Below are 22,983 nucleotides of genomic sequence, written 5' to 3' on the forward strand. Positions count from 1 at the left end.
GATCAAATGAGCGAATTTTCAGTTGAAGAAATGCAGCATACAAAAGGTGCAAAAATTAAAGTAATAGGCTGTGGTGGTGGTGGTGGAAATATGATAAACCACATGATAAAAATGGGACTTAACGATCTTGATCTCATTGCAGCCAATACCGATGCTCAAGCGATATCAAATTCTTTAGCAAAAACAAAAATTCAATTAGGAGAAAAGAAAACAAAAGGGCTAGGTGCTGGTATGCTTCCTGAAATAGGTGCTGAAAGTGCTAGAGAAAGTTTTGAAGAAATTAAAGCTAGTCTTAGCCAAAGTGATATTGTGTTTATTGCTTCGGGATTTGGCGGTGGTACTGGAACAGGAGCAACTCCTATTATAGCTCAAGCTGCAAAAGAAATTGGTGCATTAACAGTTTCTGTTATTACTATGCCTTTTTCTTTTGAAGGAAAACAAAGAAAAAAACTTGCTGAAAATGGTTTAGCTGAACTTAAAAAGGAAAGCGATTCTATTCTTGTTATTCAAAATGAGAAACTTTTAAGTATTATTGATAAAAAAGCGGGTATTAAAGATGCTTTTAAACTTGTAGATGATATTTTGGCGCGTGCTGTAAAAGGTATGGTTTCTATACTTTTAGATAATGGTGATATTAATGTTGACTTTGCTGATGTTAGAACAATTATGAGTCATCGCGGACTTGCTCTTATGGGTGTAGGAAGTGCAAGCGGGGAAAATGCTATCGAAGAGGCTTTATCAAATGCCATTCATTCTCCTTTGCTTGATGGTATGGATATTAAAGGCGCAAGAGGGGTAATTTTGCATTTTAAAACAAGTTCTAATTGTTCTTTAATAGAAATTTCAGCTGCTGCAGCTAGCATAGAAGAAATCGTTGATGAAAATGCAAAAATCATTTTTGGTTCTACAACCGATGATAGCATGGAAGATAGAGTCGAAGTAACTATCATTGCCACAGGCTTTGAAGATAAAAGCGAAAATTTGGAAAAACCTTCATTAAAAGAAGAAAATATCGAAAAAAATACCAGTTATCTTAATAGCTTTAAAAAAGCCAGTGGTGGTTTTGATGAGGAAGTGGTTAATCATTTGGAAACCCCTGCTTTTTTACGCCGCCAAATGGATTAATTAAAAAGGCTTTATCGCCTTTTTAATTTTCTAAAACATTAAAATTCTCAATTTCATTTCTTATTTTTTCAAGCTTTTGTTCATCAACTTTCTCGCCTTTAACCTTTGCTATGCTTAATTTTAAATTTTCAAGCATATTGCTTTTAAGCTCTTCTTATCTAGGGCTTTGATATTAAAATTCACTTTTTGCTCTTGCAAATCTTGTAAGGTATGAATTTTTCAATGCCTTTTAAAGCACCAAAGCGAGTTTTTTGCTCATTATAATTATCAGCAAGCAAGACAACAGGTATACCCATAGCCGTGGCTAGCACAATGCAAAGCAATTGCAATGACTAATTTTGCTTCATTTTCATATCTTTTCAGCAAAGCCTTTATTTGCTCATAAAATTCTTTTTCGTTAGCCAAAGCACTTCTAACGCCTTTTTGGTTAATCCGCTCAGCATTTTGGAGTAATTCCTTAGGTAAATATTGCAAATAACTATCTGGGACATTGACCAAAAAAACTTTATTTTGCAAATTTGTAGTTTTTCTTTTTGGCAAAGTAAGAGTTAAGCAGCACAATAAGTAAGATTTTAAACCTAAATTTTTACAAAAATCTAAAGTAAAGTCATCTCTGCAGCCTATTTCCTTATCTTTAAAATGCTCTGGATTTATAGCTAAAAATTGTCTTAAAAAATTTTGTGTTCCACCTGTAAAATGCGTTCCAATAAAAACGCTTAAAACACTTGAGTTAGGTATGAAAGATTTTTTCTTTGCAAAATAGGCTTGCATTAATCGCAATACCCCCCCCCATTATAAAAGGAAAAATTATCACAATCAAAAAATTCATAAGTGAAATATTGCTCTATTTTATCAAGAGCCTTTTTTTACAGCAAAAGTTTGAACATAATCACCCAAATTTCTAAAGCTACTTCTGATATGATCACTATATTCAAAAAGTATATAATGAGAAAGATTGCTCGTTTTTGGCAGAGTTTGTCTTTGAGAAAGAAATTCCAAAGTTCTTGCCATTTCCATATTTACTAAACTTGCTTGGACATCTCGAATTCTTTTATCCACAAGTTCAATTTGGGCTTTTAAAGCCTTTATTTCTTCTTTATTTTCGCCCAAACACTCTTGAAATTTTTGCGAATTTTGACTTTGTTCTTCTTTTAAAGAAATCATTTCTTTTGATATGGGCTTAATTTCTTACATCAAAGGCTTAAATTCCTTTAAAACGCGCGAAACACCTGTAATGTATTTATCTCTCAATTCCATTAATTTTTTCTTCATTCTTATCCTTTAAAATCTAAATTTTCATATTCTTTACCGATAAAAATTTTTCCTTCTTTTTCAACAACTGGTCTTTTTATTGTGCTTAAATTTGACATAACGATTTTTTTTAATTCCTCTTTATCTAAAGTTTGAATTCTTTCCTTATTTAAACCCAGTTTTTTAGCACTTGTTCCAGCACTATTAATAAGCTCTATAAAACTTCTCTTTTCAAGCCAAGAATTTAAGATGCTCTCATCAATTTTTTTAATATCTAAAAATTCAAAGCCAATACCTTTATTTTTAAAAAATTCAAGTCCTTTTTGGACGCTATTGCAATTTTTAATACCATAAATTTTTATCATATTCTAGCCTTTTTTACTAAATCTGCAATCAAAAATGCAAGCTCTAAAGCCTGATCTGCATTTAATCTTGGATCACACTGGGTCTCATAACGCTCATTTAAGCTTTCTTGAGTAATATTAAAACTTCCGCCAACACATTCTGTTACATCTTGTCCAGTCATTTCCAAATGTACGCCACCAGGATAAAAGCCCTCACTCATAGAAATTTCAAAAAACATTCTTACTTCTTGCATCACTTTTTCAAATTCGCGTGTTTTAAACTTCCCTGCTTTGACTGTGTTTCCATGCATTGGATCTATACTATAAATGATATTTAAACCTTCTTTTTTAAGCTCTTTATAAAGCGAAGTTAAACCGGAGGCGATTTTATCTGCACCCATTCTTATGATGATATTTAGTCTGCCTTCTTCATTATTTGGATTTAAAGCCTGCGAAAGTTTTATGATGTCTTGTGCTGTTGCATTAGGGCCGATTTTCACTCCTATAGGATTTTTAACCCCGCTTAAAAAATGCACATGTGCTTCATCTACATCACGAGTTCGCTCACCTATCCAAAGCATATGAGCTGAACAATCATAAATTTCATTTGTCAAGCTATCTACCCTTGTTAAAGCTTCTTCATAAGGTAAAAGCAAAGCTTCGTGCGAAGTATAAAATGCCGTTTGTCTAAGACTTGGGATATTATGAGAACTAAGCCCGCAAGCTTCCATAAAGGCTAATGCTTGAGTGATTTGCTCACTTAAAGCATCGTATTTATTGGCCAATTCTTTTTTATTTAAAAAACCCAAATTCCAACGATGCACTTCGTGCAAATCCGCTAAACCTCCATTAGCAAAGCCCCTAAGTAAATTCAGTGTAGTTGCACTTTGATAGTAAGCTTCTAACATTCTTTTAGGATCAGCCACTCTAGCTTGCTCACTAAATTCAAAACCGTTGATGATATCGCCTCTATAACTTGGAAGTTTTTTTCCATCAATTTCTTCATAATCAGAACTTCTTGGTTTAGCAAATTGCCCCGCCATACGACCAACTTTGACTATAGGACAGCCTCCAGCAAAAGTTAAAACTATAGCCATTTGCAACAATACCTTAAACATATCTCTAATATTAACTGCTCCAAAATTTGCAAAACTTTCAGCACAATCGCCCCCTTGAAGCAAAAAGGCTTGTTTGCGCGAAACCTTAGTTAGATCTTCTTTTAAATTTCTTACCTCACCTGCAAAAACCAAAGGTGGCAATTTTTCCAACTTATCTAAAGTATTTTGAAGTTCTATGGCATTAGGATAAATAGGCTGTTGTTTGATATTATAATTTTTCCAAGAATCTTTTTTCCAAGTCATTTTTCATCCTTAAATATATTTATAATAAAGAATTGATTGTATTAAAAAAAATATTATCAAATACTTAAGTTTCTAAGTCCTGCGATACAAATTCCTTCTCTTAAACCCTCATCAATAACTATAAATTTTTGCCTATTATAAAGAGCATAAAAAAGAAAACACCCCGCAACAAGATAATTTTTTCGGTTTTTTCCAACCCAAATTTGAGCTTTATGTTCTGGCATATGCCAAAGTTTTATCCCGTAATTTAAAAAATCTTGCAAGAAAATTTTTTTTCCATTAATTCTACTCGCTTGATAATTTTCGTAACTCATTTTCATTTTCATCGAAAGCAAACTTGTGGGAAGTCCAGAATTTAACACTATGTTTTTTCCTTTAAACTTACTTAAATGTCTTTGAGCGTGCATAACTTCATCAAAAGCTAAAAATGCAAGTTTTTTAAGCATTTTGTCTTTAATTAAAAAATGTAAAATAAATTTTTTATCCCTACTTTTATTTAGAGTATTTTTTTTGAATTTTTCTAACATTTTTTTGGAAAAATTCAAATGATTTGAGAAGGAATTTGTTTTATTTCTAATAGCTTTTTCATAAAAAGTAATGATGCCAAATTCAAAACTTCTAAATAGCTCATCAAAAGAAAGCTCACAAGATCCGCCACCTAAATCACAAAAAGCCATTTGCTTGCTTGAAATATTTAATTTTCTCAAACCCTCTTTCATACCTAAAATACTAAGTTTTGCTTCTGTTTTTTCATCAATGATTTTAATTTTTAGTCCAAATTCTTCCCAAATTTCTTTACAAATTTCACTGGCATTTTTTGCTTTTCTAAAAGCAGCTGTTGCGCAGACCTTAGCATTTTTTAAATCATAACCCTTTATAAGCAAATCTTTTAAAGCATTTTTTAAATTTAAAATAGCCTCAGAGCCTATATTACTACTTTTGTTAAGATCTTTAGCAGTACCTATAATATATTCAACTTCTTTGATTTTATTGAAATTTTCATCCATCAAAACAGCACGCAAAGTATTAGAACCAAGATCAATTCCAAGCATTATTATCCCTAAAAAGCAAATTTTTTAAGTATAATAACATAAAATATTTCAAGGATGTTTAAATGCTTTTAGGGGTAAATATAGATCATATTGCAGTTTTAAGAGAAGCAAGAAAAGTAGATGATCCCAATGTATTAGAAGTGGCTTTGCTTTGTGCAAATTTATGTGATCAAATCACACTTCATGTTAGAGAAGACAGACGCCATACCAATGAAAAAGATTTAGAAAATATTTTAAATTTTTGCAAAAATATAGTTAATTTAGAATGCTCCAGTGATGAAAAGATGATAGAGCTTGCCTGCAAATTTAAACCCCATAGAATTACTTTAGTTCCAGAAAAAAGAGAAGAACTTACTACCGAAGGTGGATTAAACCTTGAAAATGCAAAGCTTAAAACCGCTATTAAAAAATTAAAACAACAAAAAATAGAACTTTCCCTTTTCATTGATCCAAATTTAGAAGATGTGAAAAAAGCATCTTATTTGGGTGCTGATTTTATCGAACTTCACACAGGACATTTTGCCAATTTATATAATGCTTTATTTAGCAATATTTTAAAAACACCTTATGCAATAAAAGAGCTTGATTTACCTCGCACACAATTAGAAGAAAAATTCAAATTAGAACTTGAAAAGCTAGCAAATAGTGCTAAATTAGCCCATGAGTTGAAGCTTAAAGTTGCCGCAGGACATGGGCTAAATTATAAAAATGTAAAATACATCACACAAATTACTGAAATTTGCGAGCTTAATATTGGGCAAAGTATTGTAGCAAGATCTATTTTTGTAGGCTTAGAGCGTGCAATTTTAGAAATGAAAGCCTTAATTAATGAAAACTAAAATTGCCATTAGCATTGGAGATCTAAACGGCATTGGCATTGAAATTCTTTTAAAGGCACATAAAAAAATCTCTAAATTTTGTACGCCTTATTATTTTATCCATGAAAATTTATATCATCGAGCCTGTAAAAAGCTGAATTTAAAAACCAAAAAACTCAGACTTGTAAGTTTTGAAAATGCAAAAGATATTTCTTTAAAAAAGGATAAAAAGTCGCATTTGCTTTCATTTTACAGTCCTTTAATTTCTAAAGTCAATAGTAATTTTAATATCCAAGCAGGCAAAATTGATGCAAAGAGCGGGATGTATTCTTTTTTAAGCTTTCAAGCGGCCTGTAATTTTGTAAATTCTGATTTAGCTCATGGTCTAGTGACTCTACCTATCCATAAAAAAGCTTGGCAATTGGCCGATTTAAATTTCAAAGGCCATACCGATGCTCTAAGGGCTTTTTATAAAAAAAATGCCATTATGATGCTTGGATGTGAAAAACTTTATGTAGGACTATTTAGCGAACATATCCCATTAAAAGAAGTTAGTTCTTGCATCGAATTTAAACAACTTAGCCATTTTTTATGCGATTTTTACTTACAAACGCGTTTTAAAAAAATCGGTGTTTTGGGTTTTAATCCCCATGCTGGAGATTATGGTGCCATAGGCGGAAAAGAAGAAATTATCATCACAAAAGCTATAAAATTTAGCAATGCGTATTTGAATTTTTTATTTTCACCTAAAGAAGAACAAAGCAATTTTTTAAAAACCTATAAGATAGACTTAAAACCAAAATTTGAATTATTTTTAGAAAACAAAAAACTAAGACAAGAACTTTGCAAAAAATTTACAAAAAAAGAATTTTTTATCCCCTATCCTTTGGTAAGCGATACTGCATTTACTAAAAATTCCCTAAAAAGATGCAACCGACTTGTTTGCATGTATCATGATTTAGCACTTGCTCCCTTAAAGGCTTTGTATTTTGAAAATAGTGTTAATATTAGCTTAAATTTGCCAATTATTCGCACAAGTGTTGATCATGGAACTGCCTTTGATATCGCTTATAAAAATAAAAAAATAAATATTCAAAGTTACATTCAAGCGGTTAAATCAGCTGTGAAATTTGCCAAACTTAAGAAGAAAAACTATATAATGGAAAACTGAAATTTATTTAAAGGCTTTATTTTGTCAAAAGATAATCTTATTGCATTGTTTGTTTTTGTTATCAGCGTAGTTTGCTTTTCTATATGGGGTTATAATTATATCAGCGGAAATTACCTATTGCTTTTTGCTTTAGCGGGGGTATTTGGGATTTTTATGGCGTTTAATATTGGGGGTAACGATGTTGCAAATTCTTTTGGCACAAGTGTTGGCGCAAAAACCGTTACTATCAAACAAGCTCTAATCATCGCAGCAGTTTTTGAATTAAGCGGAGCAATATTTGCTGGTGGCGAAGTTACTAAAACTATACGCAGTGGCATTGTTGTTTTTCCAAATGACTTAAACCCAATGCTATTTGTCATCATTATGCTTTCAGCGTTGCTTAGTTCAGGAGTTTGGATATTTGTTGCTACAAAAAAAGGCTTACCTGTTTCAACCACACATAGTATAGTTGGAGGTATAGTTGGGGCTAGTATTATGATGGGAATATTTCAATTCAGCGGCGTACAAACTTTACAAATGGTCAATTGGAATGAGATTATAAAAATCATTCTAAGCTGGATTATTTCTCCTCTTTTAGGCGGAATAGTTGCCTACTTGATTTATTCTTACATTCATAAAAACATACTTAAGCCTTCAGAAATCATTGATGACACTTTAAGAATTTTTAAAAAAAATAAAAAATATTTCAAAGATCAATATTTTAATAATCTTAAACAAAAAACATACGAAGAACAAATTCAAGAATTAAGTGCCATTGTTTTAGACGAGGATGAAACCCAAAGTTTTTACAAAAACAAACTTAAGGAATTTAAAGAAAAAGAAAGAAATATTGATGCCTTTTCAGCTTTAAGAAAACACATTCCTGTTGTAGGATGCGTTGGAGCAATGATTATTGCTTCGATGTTTTTATTTAAAGGCCTTAATAAGGTGAGCACCTTAGACATAGTGCAAAATACTTGGATAATTTTTATTATAGGCACTATTACTTATATTGTTACTTATGCTATTATTAAAATTGTTAAAAAAACAGAATTAAATAAAACCATAGACAGAATTTTTTCTTGGTTTCAAATTTTTACCGCTTCGAGCTTTGCTTTTTCTCACGGCGCTAATGATATTGCAAATGCTTTAGGACCTTTTGCTGCAATCTTAGATGTATTAAAAAATCAAACCATAAATCCTACTTCTCCAGTTCCTTTAGCTGTTCTTATTATGTTTGGGGTATCTTTGGTTGTAGGACTTTGGTTTTTAGGTAAAGAGGTTATTGCAACAGTGGGTTCAAAACTTGCAGAAATCAAACCAACAACCGGTTTTAGTGCAGAACTTGGCGCTAGCATAGTTATACTTTTAGCCACTCAACTTGGAATTCCTGTTAGCTCAACACATATTTTAATCGGTGCGATTTTAGGTATAGGCTTTTATAATAAAAATGCTAATTGGAGTATGATGAAACCTATAGGTTTAGCATGGGTAATTACCTTGCCAGCTGCTGGCTTGATGGCCGCTTTTGTTTTTATGGTATTTAAATTTATTCTAGGAATCTAATTTTCCTAGTTAAATTTTTAATTTCATCTTTTCTTTAACAAAAGCCAAAAGTTCATTTTTAGCTTTTGTAATATCATTGGTATCAAGTTTAAAATCAACTCTACTTGGTTTTTTATAAACCTTATCATAATATTCTAAAAGCATGGCTATTAATTTTTGCCATTGTTCTTTTTTATAAGCCTGCAATAAATCTAAGCGAAAATTCATACTGATATAAGGACTGATTCGTTTTACACATTCTTGAAATTTAGCCTCATTTATTCTTGCTTTATAAAAATGTTCTATGCGCATAATGCGATTTTCCAAAGAACAAAAACAATGAATTTTATAGGCATTACACATACTTTCATATAGTTTTAAAGGCAAAATAATATTGCCAATTTTACGACTCTCGCTTTCTATAAAAGCATATTGTTTAATTTTTGAAATTTGTTCAAACAACCTAGCTTCAAAAGCTTTTTGAGTAGGCTGATCTCCTAAAATATCACCAAAAGAAGAACCTAAGTGATTAGCCATTTTTTCTAAATCAATCGCATTAGGTAGAAGCCTTAAAAGCTCGGTTTTGCCACTTCCTGTATTGCCGCAAAGAGAAAATAAATCAAAATATAAAGGTTGAACAAAACTTTCATTTAAAAAAGCTCTATATGCTTTAAATCCTCCTTTTAAACGGACTACCCTATAACCAAGCTCACTTAAAATCACCGCGATAGACTTAGAACGCAATCCTCCGCGAGCGCAGTAAATTCCTATCTTAGATCCAATGTGAAAATGCTTAGTTAATTTCGGAATATGTTTTGCCATATTTGCACAAATATACTGTGCGCCTTTTGACTTGGCTAAAGCTTGATTTTTTCGATATAAAATTCCTACCTCTTGATGCTCTAAATTGTTTAAGGCATAAAAATTTAAAGCATTAGGCAAATGCGAATGATGAAACTCATCAGGACTTCTTGCATCGATCAAAAGATCAAATTGATGCTTTTTAAATTCCAAAAAATCACTATCACTTAGCACAAATATTCTTTATAAGCTTGTTTGATTTGTAAATAAATTTTTCCTAAATCCTTACCGCAAACCCTTGTCTGTGCAATAGTTGTAATAAAATTTGTATCACCAGCCCAACGCGGTACTAAATGATAATGGCAATGTGGAGCAATCCCTGCTCCTGCTTGTTCGCCTAAATTCATACCAATATTAACACCTTTTGCGTGCAAAGTCTGTTTTAAAATCTTTACCCCAAGCCTTACCATAGATGAAATTTCTTGCCAAGCTTCCTCGCTTAAATCTTCAATATTTTCCAAATGCTCGTAAGGAATAACCATGAAATGACCAGGACTATAAGGATAAAGATTCATTATCCCAAAGCAATATTTTTTTCTAAAAATTACTCCGCGTTCCTCATCTTTATCTAGCTCTTTACTGACCGAGCAAAAAGGACACAAATCATTGTTTTTGCTTTTAAAATATTCACTTCTCCACGGTGCGTGTAAATGCTGCATGTTAATCCTTTATCAAATTTAAAAGTGCTTTACCCTCATCAGCTTGACGCATAAAATACTCTCCGATCAAAAAAGCATCCACTCCTATATCTTGCAAATGTTTTAAAAATTCCTTATCCTCTAGACCACTTTCTGCAATGATAATTTTAGAATTTGGAATTTGAGGAATTAATTTTTCACAAAGGTCCATATGCATGGAAAAATCATTAAGATTTCGGTGATTAATGCCTATAATATCCGCTCCTGCAAAAATAGCCTTACTTAAATCTTCTTTATCGTGAATTTCTACTAAAGCTTCAAGCCCCAAATGTCTTGCAAATTCAAGCAATTTTTTAAGTTCTTTCATGCTTAACATTTTTGCAATTAAAAGCACAAAATCTGCTCCATATACCAAAGCCTCTAAAATTTGATATTCATCAAAAATAAAATCCTTTCTAAGCAAAGGAACTTGAGTATAACGGCGTATTAAGCTTAAATTTTCCAATGAACCTTTAAAAAAATGCGGCTCTGTTAAAACAGAAATAGCAACAGCTTTGTTTTTTTCATAATTTAAAGCTATATTTAAAGGATCAAAATTTTCTCTAATCACGCCTTTACTAGGGCTGGCTTTTTTTACCTCAGCGATAATTTTCATCTCTTTATCAACTCGCCTCAAAGCCTTTTTTACATCTTTTGGAAAGAAGGGATTTGAAGCTAAAGATCTACCCAACATATCGTAAGGTAAAAGTTTTTTGCGAATTTCAAGCTCTTCTTTTGTTTTTTTAAAAATATCATCCAAAATCATTTTTTACTCTTTAGACATTTTTGTATAGCTCGAATATGTCTTTTGCTCTCATTGGAAGCAGAAAATTCTTTATCGTGTAAAGTTTTTGTCATTACATCCCATGCCTTAGAGCACTTATTTTGCTTATAATATCCCCACGATAAAGAATCAAGATAATATAAATTATCAGGCTCTGCATTTAAAGCCTTAATAACTAATTCTATGCCCTTATTTACATCTAAATTATAATCAATCAGCATATAACCATAATAATTTAAATATAAAGCTTCAGTATTTTCATCTAAAGCTTGTTCGAATTTTTTACTGACTGATTCTAAAACATTTTTATTGACCTGTTTTTTCTCCATAGCATCTTCAAATTCCATTACTGCAGCTTGCAATAAATATGACTTATTTTGAGTTTTTTGATAAAGTTTTAAGCACAACTTAAAAGCATTATCATATTGCTTTAAATTTTGATAAAAATACACAATCATATCAGGCTTTAAATCAAATTTCAAAGCCAAATCCAAAGCTTTTTGGTATTGTTTTTGCGTATCAAAAAGCTCTAAAATCGCATATAAAAAAGTTTGATTTTTACTTATTTCATACAGATCTAAATAAATTTTTTCAAGCCCATTATATTCTTTAGCATCATTATAAATTTTTACAAGTAAAATACAAGTTTTTAAAGTGCAGCCTTTTTTATTTCTAAAATCTTCAAGCCACATTCTAGCTTGATTTGTTTGTTTTAATAATATACTAGCTCTTGTCATCTTTAAAACCAACTCTTCGCTAATATTGATCTTATAAGCCATTTCATAAAATCCAAAAGCCTCTGTGATTTTTTGCTGCTGCATTAAAATATCACCTAATAGTTCATAGTTCTTTGCATCTTTTTGGATTTGCAAAACTTCTTTTAATAAATTTTGTGCTTGCTCTAAATCATTGATTTGCAAATTATAGAGCACAACAAGTTTTTTAAGTGCTATATTTTGATTCATATATTCTTTAGCTAAAACACTTATTTCCTCTTTATTATCAAGATTATTAAGCAAAGTAAGCAAAAAAGCTTTTTCCAAAAAAGCACTCTGCTTACTTTCTTCAAAAAGTCTTAAATACTCATCTCTAGCTTGTGTGTATTTCATAAAATACTCATCATTTAAAGCCTTCATTACGCGAAAATTTAAATCCGCATTTTTATTCACCTCAACTGGTTTATACTCCACAATATTTTTTTGTGCCCCACAAGCTGCAAAAAATAATCCGAAAAAAACTAAAAACAAACCCCGATACATTCTTTTTGTAATTCCTTTTTATTTTTTTTAAAATATTCCCAAAAGGGAAAAGTTCGACATTGACTAGGCCTTAACTCATAAATACTACATTTCCTTCGATTTTGATCAAAAAAAATACAAGCAAAGCCTTCTTCAAATCGCACTTCTTGAAAACTGTATTTTAATCCAACTTTTCTTAAAAATCCTTGCTCAAAATCTTCAAAATTTAAATTTAAAAATTTTGCAATTGCTTCTAGCTCATCTTTATTTGCAAAAATATTGCCACTTTCACCAATGCAACACTTTCCTCCACATTTTTCGCAAGCATTCTCATCAAAAGAAAAATCAAAACCTTGTTTATAAATCATCACTTTCAACCTTAAATTCATTATACACTTGAAGCATTTGCTGGCTAAACACATTATCTTCATACACAATAAAAGGCTCCAAAATTTCACAAAAATTTTTTGAACTTTTCTGAGCCAAAATCATAAGCAATCTTGCCTTTTGATCTTTTCGAGTGTGAATAAACTGTAAAGCTGTAAGCTTGATTTTATACTTTTTTAACAAACAGGCGATTTCTTCAATGGCTAGACTTTCATAACAAAAACACAATTTTCCTCTGGGTTTTAATAAAGAATTTGCACGGGCAATAAAGTCTTCTAATTTTAAATTATCTGCAAATTTACTAATATTTTGATGAGTATTTTCGCCTTTTTGGGCTCCATATCTATAAAAAGGTGGATTTGAAACAATAAAATCATATTTTTTTTCTGTATTAAAATCTTTAAAATCACATAAAAAAGTCTTAGCATTCATAGAATTTAATTTTAAATTCTCTTCACAAAGAGTAATATTGCATTCTTGAATATCAAGCAAATCAAGATTAATATTCGGATATTTTTTTTTAAGCCCTATACCCACAATACCACAGCCGCAACCCACATCCAACACTTCCATCTTGGGCTTTTGTTTTGATGCAAAATCAAGCAAAATCATAGAATCGCTATTATAACGATAACCATTTTTCAACTGTTTAAAACGCATTATTTGCACTTTTTATCCTATAAAATTAATAATTTTTTGCAAAATATATTTTTAATTAAAACTTTTAGAAAATTATACTATTATTTCCAAAAAGTAACAACTCAAAAAAGGTATTTAAGCTATGAAAGAAATTATTGTTAATGAAGATATACTTATTACATCTAAAACAGATCTGAAAGGCAATATTATCTATGCCAATGATGACTTCTTAAAATATGCTGGATATTCCATGAAAGAAGTTCTTTATAAACCTCATAATATCGTGCGTCATCCTGATATGCCAAAAGCGGTTTTTAAATTATTATGGGAATATATCAAAAACAAAAATGAAATTTTTGCCTTTGTAAAAAATAAAACAAAAAGCGGAGATTATTACTGGGTTTTTGCCAATATCACAGTATCTTTGAATGAAAAAGGCGAAGCAATAAATTGCTATTCCGTAAGAAGAGCACCTAATAAAGACGCTTTAAAAACCATAAGTGAGCTTTACAAAAACTTAGTTGAATGCGAACAAAAAGATGGCTTGCAAGCAAGCTATAAAAAACTTCAAGACTTTATAGCTTCATATAATATAAGCTACAATCAGCTTATATTTGAACTTCAAGGTTTAAAATAAAAGGAGATTAAATGAAAAAAACATTGTATTTTGGAATTTTTTTAAACATTTTAGCTCTTATCATTGGAATTGTTGCAAAAGAATATTACTCTTTAATATTCTTTGTATTTTCTCTTTGTGTGCTAGGTTTTATTTATTTTCTCTATGATGAAAATGAAAAAAATCTTAACTTGCTGCTTGAACTTTCACAAGAATTAAAAAATGGTAATTTTGATGGACGCGTGGTTTATACCTCAATGAAAAATCAAAAATTGGCAAAAATTTGCGACGATCTCAATAATACAATAGATAGTCTAGAAGCTTATTTAAGGGAAATTAATACCTCCATTGAATGTTCTCAAAAACATCATTTTTACCGCAAAGCTTTATCTAAAGGCTTAAAAGGAATTTTTTCTAGCAATATAAAATTTATTAATGAAGCCTTAGGAAATATAGAAAATACAACCAAATCGGTCTTTAAAAATGCCTTATCGAAAACCCTAATGGATTTAAGTTTAAATAATCAAAACAAAGATTTAGAACAAATTTCTAATTCCTTAAATGAAGATATTAAATTTATGAAAAATGTTCATAATGTTGTTAATTCAATTGCTCAAGTAGCCGCAGAAAATGGCTCTGAAGTTAATGCACTTAAAGAATCTATCAGCTCTTTAATGGAAGTAACAAACTCAAGCAACGAAAGCATTCAAGCCTTTGTTTCAAATTCTCAAAATATTACTTCTGTAGTAGAAGTTATTAGAGATATTGCCGATCAAACAAATCTTTTGGCATTAAATGCTGCCATTGAAGCAGCTCGTGCAGGAGAATATGGAAGAGGCTTTGCAGTGGTTGCCGATGAAGTGCGCAAACTAGCAGAAAGAACCCAAAAATCAACAAGCGAAATATCTATTGCTATTCAAACCATGCAGCAAGACTTTGATAATATTCAAGCAGGAAGCACAAGGGTGCTTAACATAGTAAGCGATTCAGAAGCCAAAATCACAAATTTCAGCACAGCTTTCAAGCATTTAGAAAATAACAGCATTTCTTTAGGGGATAATTTCTTAGTTTTTGCAAAAAAACTCATACTTTCTGCAACAAAAATTGATCATATTTTATATAAATCAAATATTTATCTTAGCTTAAATAACGGACAAATGGAACACATAAAAGAACTTGATCCTATTTCAAAACTGAGCATAAATGAAGAAAGTAAAAATGTTATCCTTGAGCTAGTCAATAGCGAAGAATTAGAAGAAAGTAAGGAATTTATAAAAAATAACGCTTATAAGGCTTTAGAACTCTCTCAAAATCATATCGATCAAAAGATCTATGATGAGATTGTAACAGATATTAGCGCCTTAGAACAAAAAAGCTCTCAAATTTTAGAAAAATTAAAAATCTAAAAGCACTCTCTATATTAAAGAGTGCTTTAAAACCTCATCAATAGTATCTACTGGTACAATTTTAATATTATCCTTAACCTCATCAGGAATTTCTTTTAAATCTCTCTCATAATTTTTTCTTGGAATTAAGGCACATTCTATCCCTGCTTTATACGCAGCAATCAATTTTTCTTTCAATCCACCAATTGGTAAAACTCTACCTATTAAATCTATCTCTCCTGTCATAGCAACATTGGAATGTACTTTTTTCTCACTAAAAATCGAAGCTATAGCAACACACATAGTGATACCTGCACTTGGGCCATCTTTTGGCGTAGCTCCATCTGGAACATGAAGATGCAAATTATATTGCTCATAAATACTGCTTTTACTATCCTTTGTGAGTTTTTTAGGGATAAGTAATTTACCCCCATCAATTAAAACCTTAATCACACTCAAAGCAATGCGCGCAGACTCTTTCATCACATCACCCAAACTTCCCGTTAATAATAATTCACCTTTTCCTTTGTTTTTGATAATTTCAATTTTTAAAACATCTCCACCCACCGCAGTCCAAGCTAAACCATTAACTTGTCCTACCCTATCTATTTTATCTTGTTTTTGAATTTCATAGACTTTTTTATCTAAAAACTGGTTAAGATTTTTAGTATTGATAGTAATTTTTTTACTACTATCAAGCAAAATTTCTTTTGCACTTTTTCTACAAAGCTCAGCAAATTTTCTTCTTAAATTTCTCACTCCTGACTCTCTAGTATAATCACTGATTATTAATTCAATAGCATTCTTAGAAATACTAAGTTCGGTATTTTTTAAACCATGTTTTTTCATTTCGCTTGGAATAAGATAATTCTTTGCAATTTGAAATTTCTCACTAGGAGTATAAGAACTTAATTCTATAAATTCCATCCTATCTCTTAAAGGCGCAGGAATATTGCTAATATCATTAGCCGTTGCTATGAAAATTACCTTACTTAAATCTACATTAAAATTTAAATAATAATCTCTGAATTTAGAATTTTGCTCAGGATCAAGAATTTCTAAAAGAACTGCACTCGGATCACCCTTAAAACTACGGTTAATTTTATCTATCTCATCTAAAACAACAACAGGGTTGATTTGTTTTGCTTCAATAAGTCCTTGAATAATGCGTCCAGGCATTGCGCCAATATAAGTTCGTCGATGTCCACGCAATTCATTAACATCTTCAAGTCCGCCAAGCGCAATGCGTATAAGTTCTCGCTTTAAAGCTTTTGCTACAGAATTTGCCAAAGAAGTTTTTCCCACTCCAGGAGGACCATAAAGGCACAAAATAACCTTGGCGCCTTCTTTGTCTTCAACCTTTCTTTTTTCTAATAATTCACGAACCGCGAAATATTCTTCAATACGTTCTTTTGGCTTATTAAGCGCATAATGATCAGCATTTAATTGCTTTGAAACTTCCTTAATGCTTAGTTTCTTCTTTGCTAAATTTTCAAAAGGAACATCCAATGCAACTTCAATGTAAGTTTGAAGCATAGAAGCTTCAGAATTGTCTTGATGAATCCGTTCAAATTTTTCAATTTGTTTCTTAATCTCTCTGTAGGCATCTTCATGCATAAACTTTTTCTTAGCTTCAAGTTTTTTATAATATTCTTTGGTTTCATTGTCTTTTTGTATATCTGAACCAAGTTCTTTTTGAATTTGCTTTAATTGTTCTTTTAAAAAATATTCTTTATTAGCTTGATCGATTTTAGAATGCACCTTACTTTTAATTTCTTTTTGTAATTTATTGGCTTCTATTTCATCACTAATTAAACCAATAAGTCTTAGAAATTTTTTCTCAAGATCGTTTTCTATAAAGAATTCATAGGCAACTTGTTTCTTAACATGTATAGTATTTAAAATCAAATCACAAATTCGAACTCCATCTAAGCCTTCTTCAATGGTTCTTAAAAGATCTGGCGAAAAATAATGGCTTATTGCAGCCAAAGCACGAACTTTTTCTTTTAATACACCAAGCAAAGCTTCATTTTTAACAGCACTTAATTCATTATGGACAATAAGATCCACACTAGCCACTAAAGGTTTTTGGGAAATTCTTTCTACAATTTTAGCCTTTGAATAACCTTGAAAAAGAATTTTTATCCTGCCGTCAGGAAGAGGAACTTTACGCATTATGCTGCCTACAACTCCACAATCATAAATTTCATCAAAAGTTCTAGCACCTTCAAATTTAGATGGAGCAACAAAAATCATTGTGTCATTTTTAAGAGCTAATTCCAAAGCCTTAATATTTTGAACATCGCTCAAAAAAATAGGAGTAATCATAAAAGGGTATAAAAATAATTCATCTTCAACCAACACAGGAAGCTGTGCTGGGTAATTTTGCATTTCTTCAACTTGCATTATTTTCCTTAAAAATTATTCAAATACTTTTCTATACCAAGGAAGTTCTGGTTTTATCATATAAGTATCATAAAAGTCTGAATTTTTGAGTTTTTCCTGATAAATTTCATAACTTTGGGTGCGATCTGTTCTTTGATAAAGATCAGCAATAGTTTCATCAAGATAATAATTTGCCAAATTAAATTTTGTAAGCATAGTTTGCACTAAAAGTTTATATTGGGTATTAGGATAATTTTCCAAAAATTGAGTAATTTCCTTAGAACTTTCAAGCATTAAAGCTTGATTACGATTTGGTTGCGAAAAAGCACTAAATTTTGCTTTAATCTTTAGATATCTTATATAATCTACATTTTTAGAATTACCAAATTTTTTATTATACTCTTCAAGGTAAAAATCCGCTAAAAGATATTCTTCTTCATCCATATGCGCCTGAGCTAAAATAAGTAAAGTTTGTTCCAATAAAGGATCTGCAATATGCTCACTAGCCATAGAATTATAATGCAAATCCGCTTTTTCCAAATCCTTATCTTGCAAATCTTTAATGATTTGCTGATACCACTCTATAGCGCTTAAATTATAAAGTTCATCTGTAGTTTTTGTACTACAAGCACTTATTATTAACAAAACACTAACAGGTAAAATACATTTTTTGATTATCTTCATCACAAACTTCCATTAATATTAAAATTTATTTTGCAATTATAATCTAATAAATTAAATAATTTTATTTTTTGGAATTATTATTGCTTATTTTATGTTAAAATAATTTCATAAAATTTTAAGGAGATAAAATGACCTTAACTGTTAAGTGTCCTATTTTGGGTTTTGAGGAAACAAAAACAATGGAACTTTCAATTATTGATGAAGTATTTGTTAGACTTAAAAGTTTAGATGGTAAAGATTTTTCTTTTGTGATGATGAGTCCTTATTTAATTAGACCAGATTACGAATTTGATATTCCTACCTATTATCAGGAATTACTTGAACTAACTCCAGAAACAAAAATGCAAGTATATACCATAGTTGCAATTAATAAAACTATAGAAGAATCCACTGTAAATTTCTTAGCTCCTATTGTAATCAACTTAGAAAATAATAGTTTAACACAAGTTATTTTAGACACAGTTACTTATCCAAATTTTTTCCAAGCGGATCAAATTTCTAATTATATTAAAAACTAAAAATCATGCAAAACATTTACATCCTTGGTAACGGAACCATGGCTAAAGCTTTAGCTTGTGGTTTGCGTGATCGTTATAATATTACCATTGTAGGCAGAGATGAAGCAAAACTCCAACACTTAAAAGAGCAAAATTTTCAAACTCTACACTACAGCAAATTAGATATACAAGATAAAAATATCATTCTAGCTTTTAAACCTTACGCACTTAAAGAGCTTGCTTCACTTTTTAAAAACCAAGCTCGTTTGCTTATATCTGTTTTAGCCAATACAAGCATTGAGGAATTGCAAATTATTAAAGCGCAAAACTATGCAAGAATTATGCCAAATACAGCTGCTAAATACAAAGCCTCTTCTACTCCATTTGTTCTAAAAAACTCTGCATTTAAAGATGAAATTATAGACATTTTAAATCATTTTGGCACTTCTTATGAGTTAAATGATGAAAAATTAATGAACGCAGCAACAGCAATTAGCGGTTGTGCTCCAGCCTTTCTAGCTTTAGTGGCTGAAAGTATTGCAAATGCTGGGGTTTATGAAGGACTAGATAAAAATTTAAGCCTAAAACTTACCCAGGGACTTTTTCAAAGTTTTAATGCTTTATTTACAAATAATCATCCTGCTATAATCAAAGAAGATATCTGCTCTCCAGCTGGCATTACAATTAAAGGTGTAAAGATTCTTGAAGAAGAAGGTTTAAGAGGAACTTTTTTTAAAGCTTTACACGCTAGTGCTAATAAATGAAAAAAGCTTTTTCTTTATTAGAGCTTGTTTTTTCTATTATTATTTTGGGAATTATTTTTACTGGATTTATCCCCATATATATACAAATTCAAAGAAATCATCAAAGTCTTTTTTTAAACCAAAAACTTTTCGAACTTGAACGCAAAATATTCAATAAAGATTATTCTGAACAAAAAACCATTTTGCTTAGAATACAAGATTTAGGTGATATTAAATTCATACAAAAAAGTAGTTCAGATTCAGTTTTTACTCTCAAAACGCTCTCCATAAATGATCAAAATTACACAAGCGAATTTAAAGATGAAAACAGCTTTTAGTTTATTTGAAAGTATTATTGTTATAAGCTTATTAGGTATTTTATTTCTTATACTTGCAAATCCGATAAAAAATTTATATTCTTATCAATTAGTGAGTCAAAAACAAGCTGAGCTCGTAACAAATGTTAATTCGACTTTTATCATTCTTGACAAATTTTTACAAAGGTGTATAAAATTCCAAAAAGAAGGTTTGGGATACACTTGTTATCTAAAAGATGATGATAATTTATTACAAAATATTTCGAATAAAATATCCATAGGCTCGAGCTCCATTTTTCTGCAAGATGAAAATTCAGAATTTTACTCTCCAAACAGTCAATTTTTAGATGTTATGCAAAATCATAGAGATTTATTAGGCAAAAATGATAACAAATTATTATTTTATGATTTATTGCAAAAACAATTTTACAACACATCTATCATAAGTCAAGATAAAATATCCCATAATTTTACACAATTTCCTATGCGTTTTTATCTTATCATACAAAGCAAAATTACATTTTTCATGAAAGATAATTCTTTATTTATAAAATTTAACAATGGAAAAAATATTTTATTAATGCAAAATATCTCCAATTTTGAAATTACACAACAAAATAATATTTTAAAAAGCAAAATCTGTATTCTAAACACACCAATTTCATGCTTTGAAAAATGGAGTTTGCTATGAAGAAAGCTTATGCTTTGCTTGCTAGCATTTCTTTATTAATCGTTTTTATTTTTTTCATCTCTTTAAGCTTGCAAATGTCAAGTTATTATCCAAGACAAATAAAAGATTTATATCTTTATATTCAAGCAAATATTCTAGCGACAAATGCAAAAGAATTAGCAAAATACTTTTTATATATTGCAAAAAAGCAAAACAAGGAATGTTTAGAAAGAGTTGAATTTAATTATCCAAACGCACAAAGTATTATAAGAATTGATTATTTTTATTCTGTTGCAACTTGCAAAAACTACTCTCTTGCACCTATTAATCAAGATATAAATTTAAGCAAAGATAATGTCATTAATGTAAATATTAGTATCTATCTAAATAAAGATAAGGAAGTTAATGAGGAAATTTTTATAAATAAAAAATTAATATTATTTCCGAAGTAGAACTTCGGATTAAATTTGTAAATATTATAAATTTTCAAAAGGGTTGTTGACCACTTCTTTACGATCTACAATATAAGGAATAAGCGCAACATGTCTTGCTCGCTTAATAGCTATTTCAACCATTTCTTGATATTTTTTGCTTGTTCCTGTTAAGCGACGAGGCATAATTTTAAATCTTTCAGATAAAGCATGTTTTAACATAGAAGTATCTTTATAATCGATAAATTCAACTTTAGCCTCTGTGTATTTGCAATATTTGCGTGAATATTTTCTTTTTTCTGCCATAATTTTTTCCTTATTTAAAATGGTAATTCACTATCGTCATCATAATAATTATCCACATCAATCTCTTTCATCTTTGTTTCTTGCTGTGGTTGTCTTTGACTTTGCGAATTTCTATTTGGAGTATTTGAATTTTGATTAGCCGTATAAGGATCAAAACTTTGATTTTGTTCAGCAGAATAAGTATTCTGTCCAATATTATTAAAATTGTTTTGTCCTTGATTGATTCCAGAACCAAGCATTTCCAAATTCTCAACATAAACACTATGTTTACTTCTGCTTTGTCCATTTTGATCATTCCATTGATCAAATTTCAATCTTCCTTCCACTAGAATTTTGCTTCCTTTAGAAAGATATTGATTGGCAATTTCAGCAGTACGTCCAAAAAAAGTGATATCAATAAAACAAGTTTCCTCTCGCTTTTCGCCGTTATTAGAACTAAATCTCCTAGTGACCGCAATTGCCGAAGAACCTATAGCACTTCCTGATGGGGCATAACGCATTTCAATGTCTCTTGTAAGATTTCCTAGCAAAACGACTTTATTAAACATAAGTTTTCCTTGTTTTAAATTTCTGGAGCTTCTAAAGGCTTAATTTCTTTTTTAGATTGTTTTACTCCATGGCTTAATTTCTCCCATGCAGCTATTTCTTTTTTATTCTCATATTTAACAATTAAAAATCTTATAACTTCTTCTGTAATTCTTAAAACCCTTTCAAGTTCTGCAATTAATGTTGTAGGAGCTTTAAAATAAATCACAAAATAAGTACCTCGCTCATACTTTTTAATCGTATATGCAAGTTTTCTAGTTCCCATTGGAACAACTGTTTCAATTTCTGCACCATTTTTTGTAAGAACTTCTTTTACGAATTCCAACTTAGCATTCACTTCCTCTTCGGTAAGTGTTGGTTTTAAAATAAATAAAACCTCATAATGTTTCATCTTTTCTCCTTGTGGATATTAAGCCCAAAAATTCCATGGGCAAGGATTTTGCTAAAAGCAAGCTAAGATTATAATAAAAAATTACTTAATAAAACTTTATTTTATATTAATTAATTCATCACTAATTTTAATCATATCATCTAAAGAATTTATTTCTTCCATATTTAATTTAAATTTACCATTAATAATAAAAATAGGAACACCTCCATAAATTTTAGCCGTTTGATGAACTTTTTCATATAAAGCCAATACTTTCTTTGCCTTCTCACTTTGAACAAATTCTCGAATTTCTTGTTTTGTTATGCCTAAAATTTGAAGTCCAGCTTGAACCAACTCCTCATCACTTAAACCATTTTTTTTATTAGATTTATTAGATGAAAAAACAAGAGAAAAATATTTATCATTTAATTTCCTTACCCAACTTTTTTCATCTGTTACACTTATATCATTATCATCATCTTGCACCTGTGCATAAGCATAAATTTCCCTAAGTCCAATATCATTTGAATTAAAAGTAAATGGCAAAGCATAATACTTAACATGAGGCAGTTTAATCTTTATCTTACCCAAGGTATCTGTTTTATGATGTATATAACAATGCTGACAACCATAATAAAAAATTTCAATAACAGAATTTTGCATTTCAAAAGGTTCTTGAAGAATATCAAATTCCTTTCCTTTTTCTAAAGCACTCAAGTTGAAATTTAGCAACAATAGCGCTAAAATTAAAAACCCCATTTTTTTAAAAACACTATCCATTTAATCTCCTAATCATACAAA

At 30.1% G+C, this 22,983-nt stretch carries 28 protein-coding genes; 11 read left to right on the forward strand and 17 right to left on the reverse strand.

Annotation, left to right across the window (positions count from 1 at the left end):
- Positions 1-6 precede the first annotated feature (6 nt).
- The gene (ftsZ, locus tag ELQ16_RS02875) at positions 7-1,125 is read left to right on the forward strand and encodes a cell division protein FtsZ (protein WP_134238076.1); all 1,119 of its coding nucleotides are present in this window, start codon (positions 7-9) and stop codon (positions 1,123-1,125) included.
- Between the two features lie 267 nt (positions 1,126-1,392).
- Here ftsZ and ELQ16_RS02880 read toward each other — a convergent pair whose 3' ends face one another.
- The 5 genes from ELQ16_RS02880 to ELQ16_RS02900 form a co-directional block, all read right to left on the reverse strand.
- Positions 1,393-1,896, reverse strand: coding sequence for a polysaccharide pyruvyl transferase family protein (locus ELQ16_RS02880; protein ID WP_243832577.1), 504 nt, complete (start codon positions 1,894-1,896; stop codon positions 1,393-1,395).
- Between the two features lie 81 nt (positions 1,897-1,977).
- Positions 1,978-2,289 (reverse strand): hypothetical protein, encoded by a 312-nt coding sequence (locus ELQ16_RS02885; RefSeq protein WP_134238078.1) that lies wholly within the window; start codon positions 2,287-2,289, stop codon positions 1,978-1,980.
- 110 nt (positions 2,290-2,399) lie between these two features.
- Positions 2,400-2,738: an ArsC/Spx/MgsR family protein gene (locus ELQ16_RS02890; protein WP_134238183.1), complete on the reverse strand. Its 339-nt coding sequence runs from the start codon at positions 2,736-2,738 to the stop codon at positions 2,400-2,402.
- A complete protein-coding gene (locus ELQ16_RS02895) occupies positions 2,738-4,081 on the reverse strand; it encodes a class II 3-deoxy-7-phosphoheptulonate synthase (RefSeq protein ID WP_134238079.1) in 1,344 nt (447 codons plus the stop codon). Before ELQ16_RS02895 ends, ELQ16_RS02890 begins: the two co-directional genes overlap by 1 nt.
- A 56-nt stretch (positions 4,082-4,137) precedes the next feature.
- Positions 4,138-5,133 (reverse strand): Ppx/GppA family phosphatase, encoded by a 996-nt coding sequence (locus ELQ16_RS02900; RefSeq protein WP_134238080.1) that lies wholly within the window; start codon positions 5,131-5,133, stop codon positions 4,138-4,140.
- Positions 5,134-5,195: 62 nt separating this feature from the next.
- On the opposite strand from ELQ16_RS02900, the gene ELQ16_RS02905 reads away from it, so the two are divergent.
- From ELQ16_RS02905 to ELQ16_RS02915, 3 genes are read left to right on the forward strand one after another with little or no spacing between them, the layout of a single operon-like run.
- Positions 5,196-5,972 (forward strand): pyridoxine 5'-phosphate synthase, encoded by a 777-nt coding sequence (locus ELQ16_RS02905; protein WP_134238081.1) that lies wholly within the window; start codon positions 5,196-5,198, stop codon positions 5,970-5,972.
- A complete protein-coding gene (pdxA, locus tag ELQ16_RS02910) occupies positions 5,962-7,122 on the forward strand; it encodes a 4-hydroxythreonine-4-phosphate dehydrogenase (RefSeq protein WP_134238082.1) in 1,161 nt (386 codons plus the stop codon). Before ELQ16_RS02905 ends, pdxA begins: the two co-directional genes overlap by 11 nt.
- A 21-nt stretch (positions 7,123-7,143) precedes the next feature.
- Positions 7,144-8,667 (forward strand): inorganic phosphate transporter, encoded by a 1,524-nt coding sequence (locus ELQ16_RS02915; protein WP_134238083.1) that lies wholly within the window; start codon positions 7,144-7,146, stop codon positions 8,665-8,667.
- A 9-nt stretch (positions 8,668-8,676) separates the two neighbouring features.
- Here the strand turns inward: ELQ16_RS02915 and mnmH are convergent, their stop codons facing one another.
- Genes mnmH through ELQ16_RS02945 form a run of 6 tightly spaced genes read right to left on the reverse strand, consistent with a single transcriptional unit; the run spans position 8,677 to position 13,253 of the window.
- Positions 8,677-9,681 (reverse strand): tRNA 2-selenouridine(34) synthase MnmH, encoded by a 1,005-nt coding sequence (gene mnmH, locus ELQ16_RS02920; protein WP_134238084.1) that lies wholly within the window; start codon positions 9,679-9,681, stop codon positions 8,677-8,679.
- Positions 9,675-10,166 (reverse strand): HIT domain-containing protein, encoded by a 492-nt coding sequence (locus ELQ16_RS02925; protein ID WP_134238085.1) that lies wholly within the window; start codon positions 10,164-10,166, stop codon positions 9,675-9,677. Before ELQ16_RS02925 ends, mnmH begins: the two co-directional genes overlap by 7 nt.
- A 1-nt stretch (position 10,167) precedes the next feature.
- Positions 10,168-10,950: an indole-3-glycerol phosphate synthase TrpC gene (trpC, locus tag ELQ16_RS02930; RefSeq protein WP_134238086.1), complete on the reverse strand. Its 783-nt coding sequence runs from the start codon at positions 10,948-10,950 to the stop codon at positions 10,168-10,170.
- The gene (locus ELQ16_RS02935; protein WP_243832575.1) at positions 10,947-12,227 is read right to left on the reverse strand and encodes an ATP-dependent nuclease subunit B; all 1,281 of its coding nucleotides are present in this window, start codon (positions 12,225-12,227) and stop codon (positions 10,947-10,949) included. The genes trpC and ELQ16_RS02935 overlap by 4 nt, the downstream gene beginning before the upstream one ends.
- Positions 12,206-12,574 carry a YkgJ family cysteine cluster protein gene (locus tag ELQ16_RS02940; RefSeq protein WP_134238087.1) on the reverse strand — a complete coding sequence of 123 codons (369 nt, stop codon included), beginning with the start codon at positions 12,572-12,574 and terminating at the stop codon, positions 12,206-12,208. The genes ELQ16_RS02935 and ELQ16_RS02940 overlap by 22 nt, the downstream gene beginning before the upstream one ends.
- Entirely contained in the window at positions 12,564-13,253 is a 690-nt protein-coding gene (locus tag ELQ16_RS02945) for a tRNA1(Val) (adenine(37)-N6)-methyltransferase (protein WP_134238185.1), read from the reverse strand. The genes ELQ16_RS02940 and ELQ16_RS02945 overlap by 11 nt, the downstream gene beginning before the upstream one ends.
- Before the next feature lie 121 nt (positions 13,254-13,374).
- Here ELQ16_RS02945 and ELQ16_RS02950 point away from each other — a divergent pair, with 121 nt between their 5' ends.
- Both ELQ16_RS02950 and ELQ16_RS10520 read left to right on the forward strand, forming a co-directional pair.
- Positions 13,375-13,869, forward strand: a complete 495-nt coding sequence (locus ELQ16_RS02950; RefSeq protein WP_134238088.1) for a PAS domain-containing protein — start codon at positions 13,375-13,377, stop codon at positions 13,867-13,869.
- A gap of 557 nt (positions 13,870-14,426) precedes the next feature.
- On the forward strand, positions 14,427-15,254 hold the full coding sequence (locus ELQ16_RS10520; protein WP_407919959.1) for a methyl-accepting chemotaxis protein: 828 nt from the start codon (positions 14,427-14,429) through the stop codon (positions 15,252-15,254).
- A gap of 9 nt (positions 15,255-15,263) precedes the next feature.
- Here ELQ16_RS10520 and lon read toward each other — a convergent pair whose 3' ends face one another.
- Positions 15,264-17,639 (reverse strand): endopeptidase La, encoded by a 2,376-nt coding sequence (gene lon / locus ELQ16_RS02960; RefSeq protein WP_134238090.1) that lies wholly within the window; start codon positions 17,637-17,639, stop codon positions 15,264-15,266.
- Between the two features lie 15 nt (positions 17,640-17,654).
- The gene (bamD, locus tag ELQ16_RS02965; RefSeq protein ID WP_243832578.1) at positions 17,655-18,293 is read right to left on the reverse strand and encodes an outer membrane protein assembly factor BamD; all 639 of its coding nucleotides are present in this window, start codon (positions 18,291-18,293) and stop codon (positions 17,655-17,657) included.
- Between the two features lie 137 nt (positions 18,294-18,430).
- On the opposite strand from bamD, the gene fliW reads away from it, so the two are divergent.
- Genes fliW through ELQ16_RS02990 form a run of 5 tightly spaced genes read left to right on the forward strand, consistent with a single transcriptional unit; the run spans position 18,431 to position 20,981 of the window.
- Positions 18,431-18,820 (forward strand): flagellar assembly protein FliW, encoded by a 390-nt coding sequence (gene fliW, locus ELQ16_RS02970; protein WP_134238092.1) that lies wholly within the window; start codon positions 18,431-18,433, stop codon positions 18,818-18,820.
- Positions 18,821-18,822: 2 nt separating this feature from the next.
- Positions 18,823-19,563, forward strand: a complete 741-nt coding sequence (locus tag ELQ16_RS02975) for a pyrroline-5-carboxylate reductase (protein ID WP_243832579.1) — start codon at positions 18,823-18,825, stop codon at positions 19,561-19,563.
- A complete protein-coding gene (locus ELQ16_RS02980; RefSeq protein WP_134238094.1) occupies positions 19,560-19,880 on the forward strand; it encodes a type II secretion system protein in 321 nt (106 codons plus the stop codon). Before ELQ16_RS02975 ends, ELQ16_RS02980 begins: the two co-directional genes overlap by 4 nt.
- Positions 19,864-20,550 carry a hypothetical protein gene (locus ELQ16_RS02985; protein ID WP_134238095.1) on the forward strand — a complete coding sequence of 229 codons (687 nt, stop codon included), beginning with the start codon at positions 19,864-19,866 and terminating at the stop codon, positions 20,548-20,550. Before ELQ16_RS02980 ends, ELQ16_RS02985 begins: the two co-directional genes overlap by 17 nt.
- The gene (locus tag ELQ16_RS02990; protein WP_134238096.1) at positions 20,547-20,981 is read left to right on the forward strand and encodes a hypothetical protein; all 435 of its coding nucleotides are present in this window, start codon (positions 20,547-20,549) and stop codon (positions 20,979-20,981) included. Before ELQ16_RS02985 ends, ELQ16_RS02990 begins: the two co-directional genes overlap by 4 nt.
- Before the next feature lie 24 nt (positions 20,982-21,005).
- On the opposite strand, the gene rpsR is transcribed toward ELQ16_RS02990, so the two are convergent.
- From rpsR to ELQ16_RS03010, 4 genes are all read right to left on the reverse strand, one after another.
- The gene (rpsR, locus tag ELQ16_RS02995) at positions 21,006-21,266 is read right to left on the reverse strand and encodes a 30S ribosomal protein S18 (protein WP_134238097.1); all 261 of its coding nucleotides are present in this window, start codon (positions 21,264-21,266) and stop codon (positions 21,006-21,008) included.
- A 14-nt stretch (positions 21,267-21,280) separates the two neighbouring features.
- Positions 21,281-21,814 (reverse strand): single-stranded DNA-binding protein, encoded by a 534-nt coding sequence (locus tag ELQ16_RS03000; protein WP_134238098.1) that lies wholly within the window; start codon positions 21,812-21,814, stop codon positions 21,281-21,283.
- A 14-nt stretch (positions 21,815-21,828) separates the two neighbouring features.
- Positions 21,829-22,203, reverse strand: a complete 375-nt coding sequence (gene rpsF / locus ELQ16_RS03005; protein ID WP_134238099.1) for a 30S ribosomal protein S6 — start codon at positions 22,201-22,203, stop codon at positions 21,829-21,831.
- A gap of 96 nt (positions 22,204-22,299) precedes the next feature.
- Complete coding sequence (locus tag ELQ16_RS03010; protein WP_134238100.1) at positions 22,300-22,962, reverse strand: hypothetical protein; 663 nt, start codon at positions 22,960-22,962, stop codon at positions 22,300-22,302.
- Positions 22,963-22,983: the final 21 nt, after the last annotated feature.

The organism is Campylobacter sp. US33a (assembly GCF_004378855.1).
Lineage (GTDB): Bacteria > Campylobacterota > Campylobacteria > Campylobacterales > Campylobacteraceae > Campylobacter_D.

Bases quoted from the DNA above. Each gene is read 5' to 3' on its own strand.
- ftsZ (WP_134238076.1), top strand. From the start codon at position 7: ATGAGCGAATTTTCAGTTGAAGAAATGCAGCATACAAAAGGTGCAAAA.
- ELQ16_RS02880 (WP_243832577.1), bottom strand. From the start codon at position 1,896: ATGCAAGCCTATTTTGCAAAGAAAAAATCTTTCATACCTAACTCAAGT.
- ELQ16_RS02885 (WP_134238078.1), bottom strand. From the start codon at position 2,289: ATGATTTCTTTAAAAGAAGAACAAAGTCAAAATTCGCAAAAATTTCAA.
- ELQ16_RS02895 (WP_134238079.1), bottom strand. From the start codon at position 4,081: ATGACTTGGAAAAAAGATTCTTGGAAAAATTATAATATCAAACAACAG.
- ELQ16_RS02900 (WP_134238080.1), bottom strand. From the start codon at position 5,133: ATGCTTGGAATTGATCTTGGTTCTAATACTTTGCGTGCTGTTTTGATG.
- ELQ16_RS02905 (WP_134238081.1), top strand. From the start codon at position 5,196: ATGCTTTTAGGGGTAAATATAGATCATATTGCAGTTTTAAGAGAAGCA.
- pdxA (WP_134238082.1), top strand. From the start codon at position 5,962: ATGAAAACTAAAATTGCCATTAGCATTGGAGATCTAAACGGCATTGGC.
- ELQ16_RS02925 (WP_134238085.1), bottom strand. From the start codon at position 10,166: ATGCAGCATTTACACGCACCGTGGAGAAGTGAATATTTTAAAAGCAAA.
- trpC (WP_134238086.1), bottom strand. From the start codon at position 10,950: ATGATTTTGGATGATATTTTTAAAAAAACAAAAGAAGAGCTTGAAATT.
- ELQ16_RS02935 (WP_243832575.1), bottom strand. From the start codon at position 12,227: ATGTATCGGGGTTTGTTTTTAGTTTTTTTCGGATTATTTTTTGCAGCT.
- ELQ16_RS02940 (WP_134238087.1), bottom strand. From the start codon at position 12,574: ATGATTTATAAACAAGGTTTTGATTTTTCTTTTGATGAGAATGCTTGC.
- ELQ16_RS02945 (WP_134238185.1), bottom strand. From the start codon at position 13,253: ATGCGTTTTAAACAGTTGAAAAATGGTTATCGTTATAATAGCGATTCT.
- ELQ16_RS02950 (WP_134238088.1), top strand. From the start codon at position 13,375: ATGAAAGAAATTATTGTTAATGAAGATATACTTATTACATCTAAAACA.
- ELQ16_RS10520 (WP_407919959.1), top strand. From the start codon at position 14,427: ATGAAAAATGTTCATAATGTTGTTAATTCAATTGCTCAAGTAGCCGCA.
- lon (WP_134238090.1), bottom strand. From the start codon at position 17,639: ATGCAAGTTGAAGAAATGCAAAATTACCCAGCACAGCTTCCTGTGTTG.
- fliW (WP_134238092.1), top strand. From the start codon at position 18,431: ATGACCTTAACTGTTAAGTGTCCTATTTTGGGTTTTGAGGAAACAAAA.
- ELQ16_RS02980 (WP_134238094.1), top strand. From the start codon at position 19,560: ATGAAAAAAGCTTTTTCTTTATTAGAGCTTGTTTTTTCTATTATTATT.
- ELQ16_RS02985 (WP_134238095.1), top strand. From the start codon at position 19,864: ATGAAAACAGCTTTTAGTTTATTTGAAAGTATTATTGTTATAAGCTTA.
- ELQ16_RS02990 (WP_134238096.1), top strand. From the start codon at position 20,547: ATGAAGAAAGCTTATGCTTTGCTTGCTAGCATTTCTTTATTAATCGTT.
- rpsR (WP_134238097.1), bottom strand. From the start codon at position 21,266: ATGGCAGAAAAAAGAAAATATTCACGCAAATATTGCAAATACACAGAG.
- ELQ16_RS03000 (WP_134238098.1), bottom strand. From the start codon at position 21,814: ATGTTTAATAAAGTCGTTTTGCTAGGAAATCTTACAAGAGACATTGAA.
- rpsF (WP_134238099.1), bottom strand. From the start codon at position 22,203: ATGAAACATTATGAGGTTTTATTTATTTTAAAACCAACACTTACCGAA.
- ELQ16_RS03010 (WP_134238100.1), bottom strand. From the start codon at position 22,962: ATGGATAGTGTTTTTAAAAAAATGGGGTTTTTAATTTTAGCGCTATTG.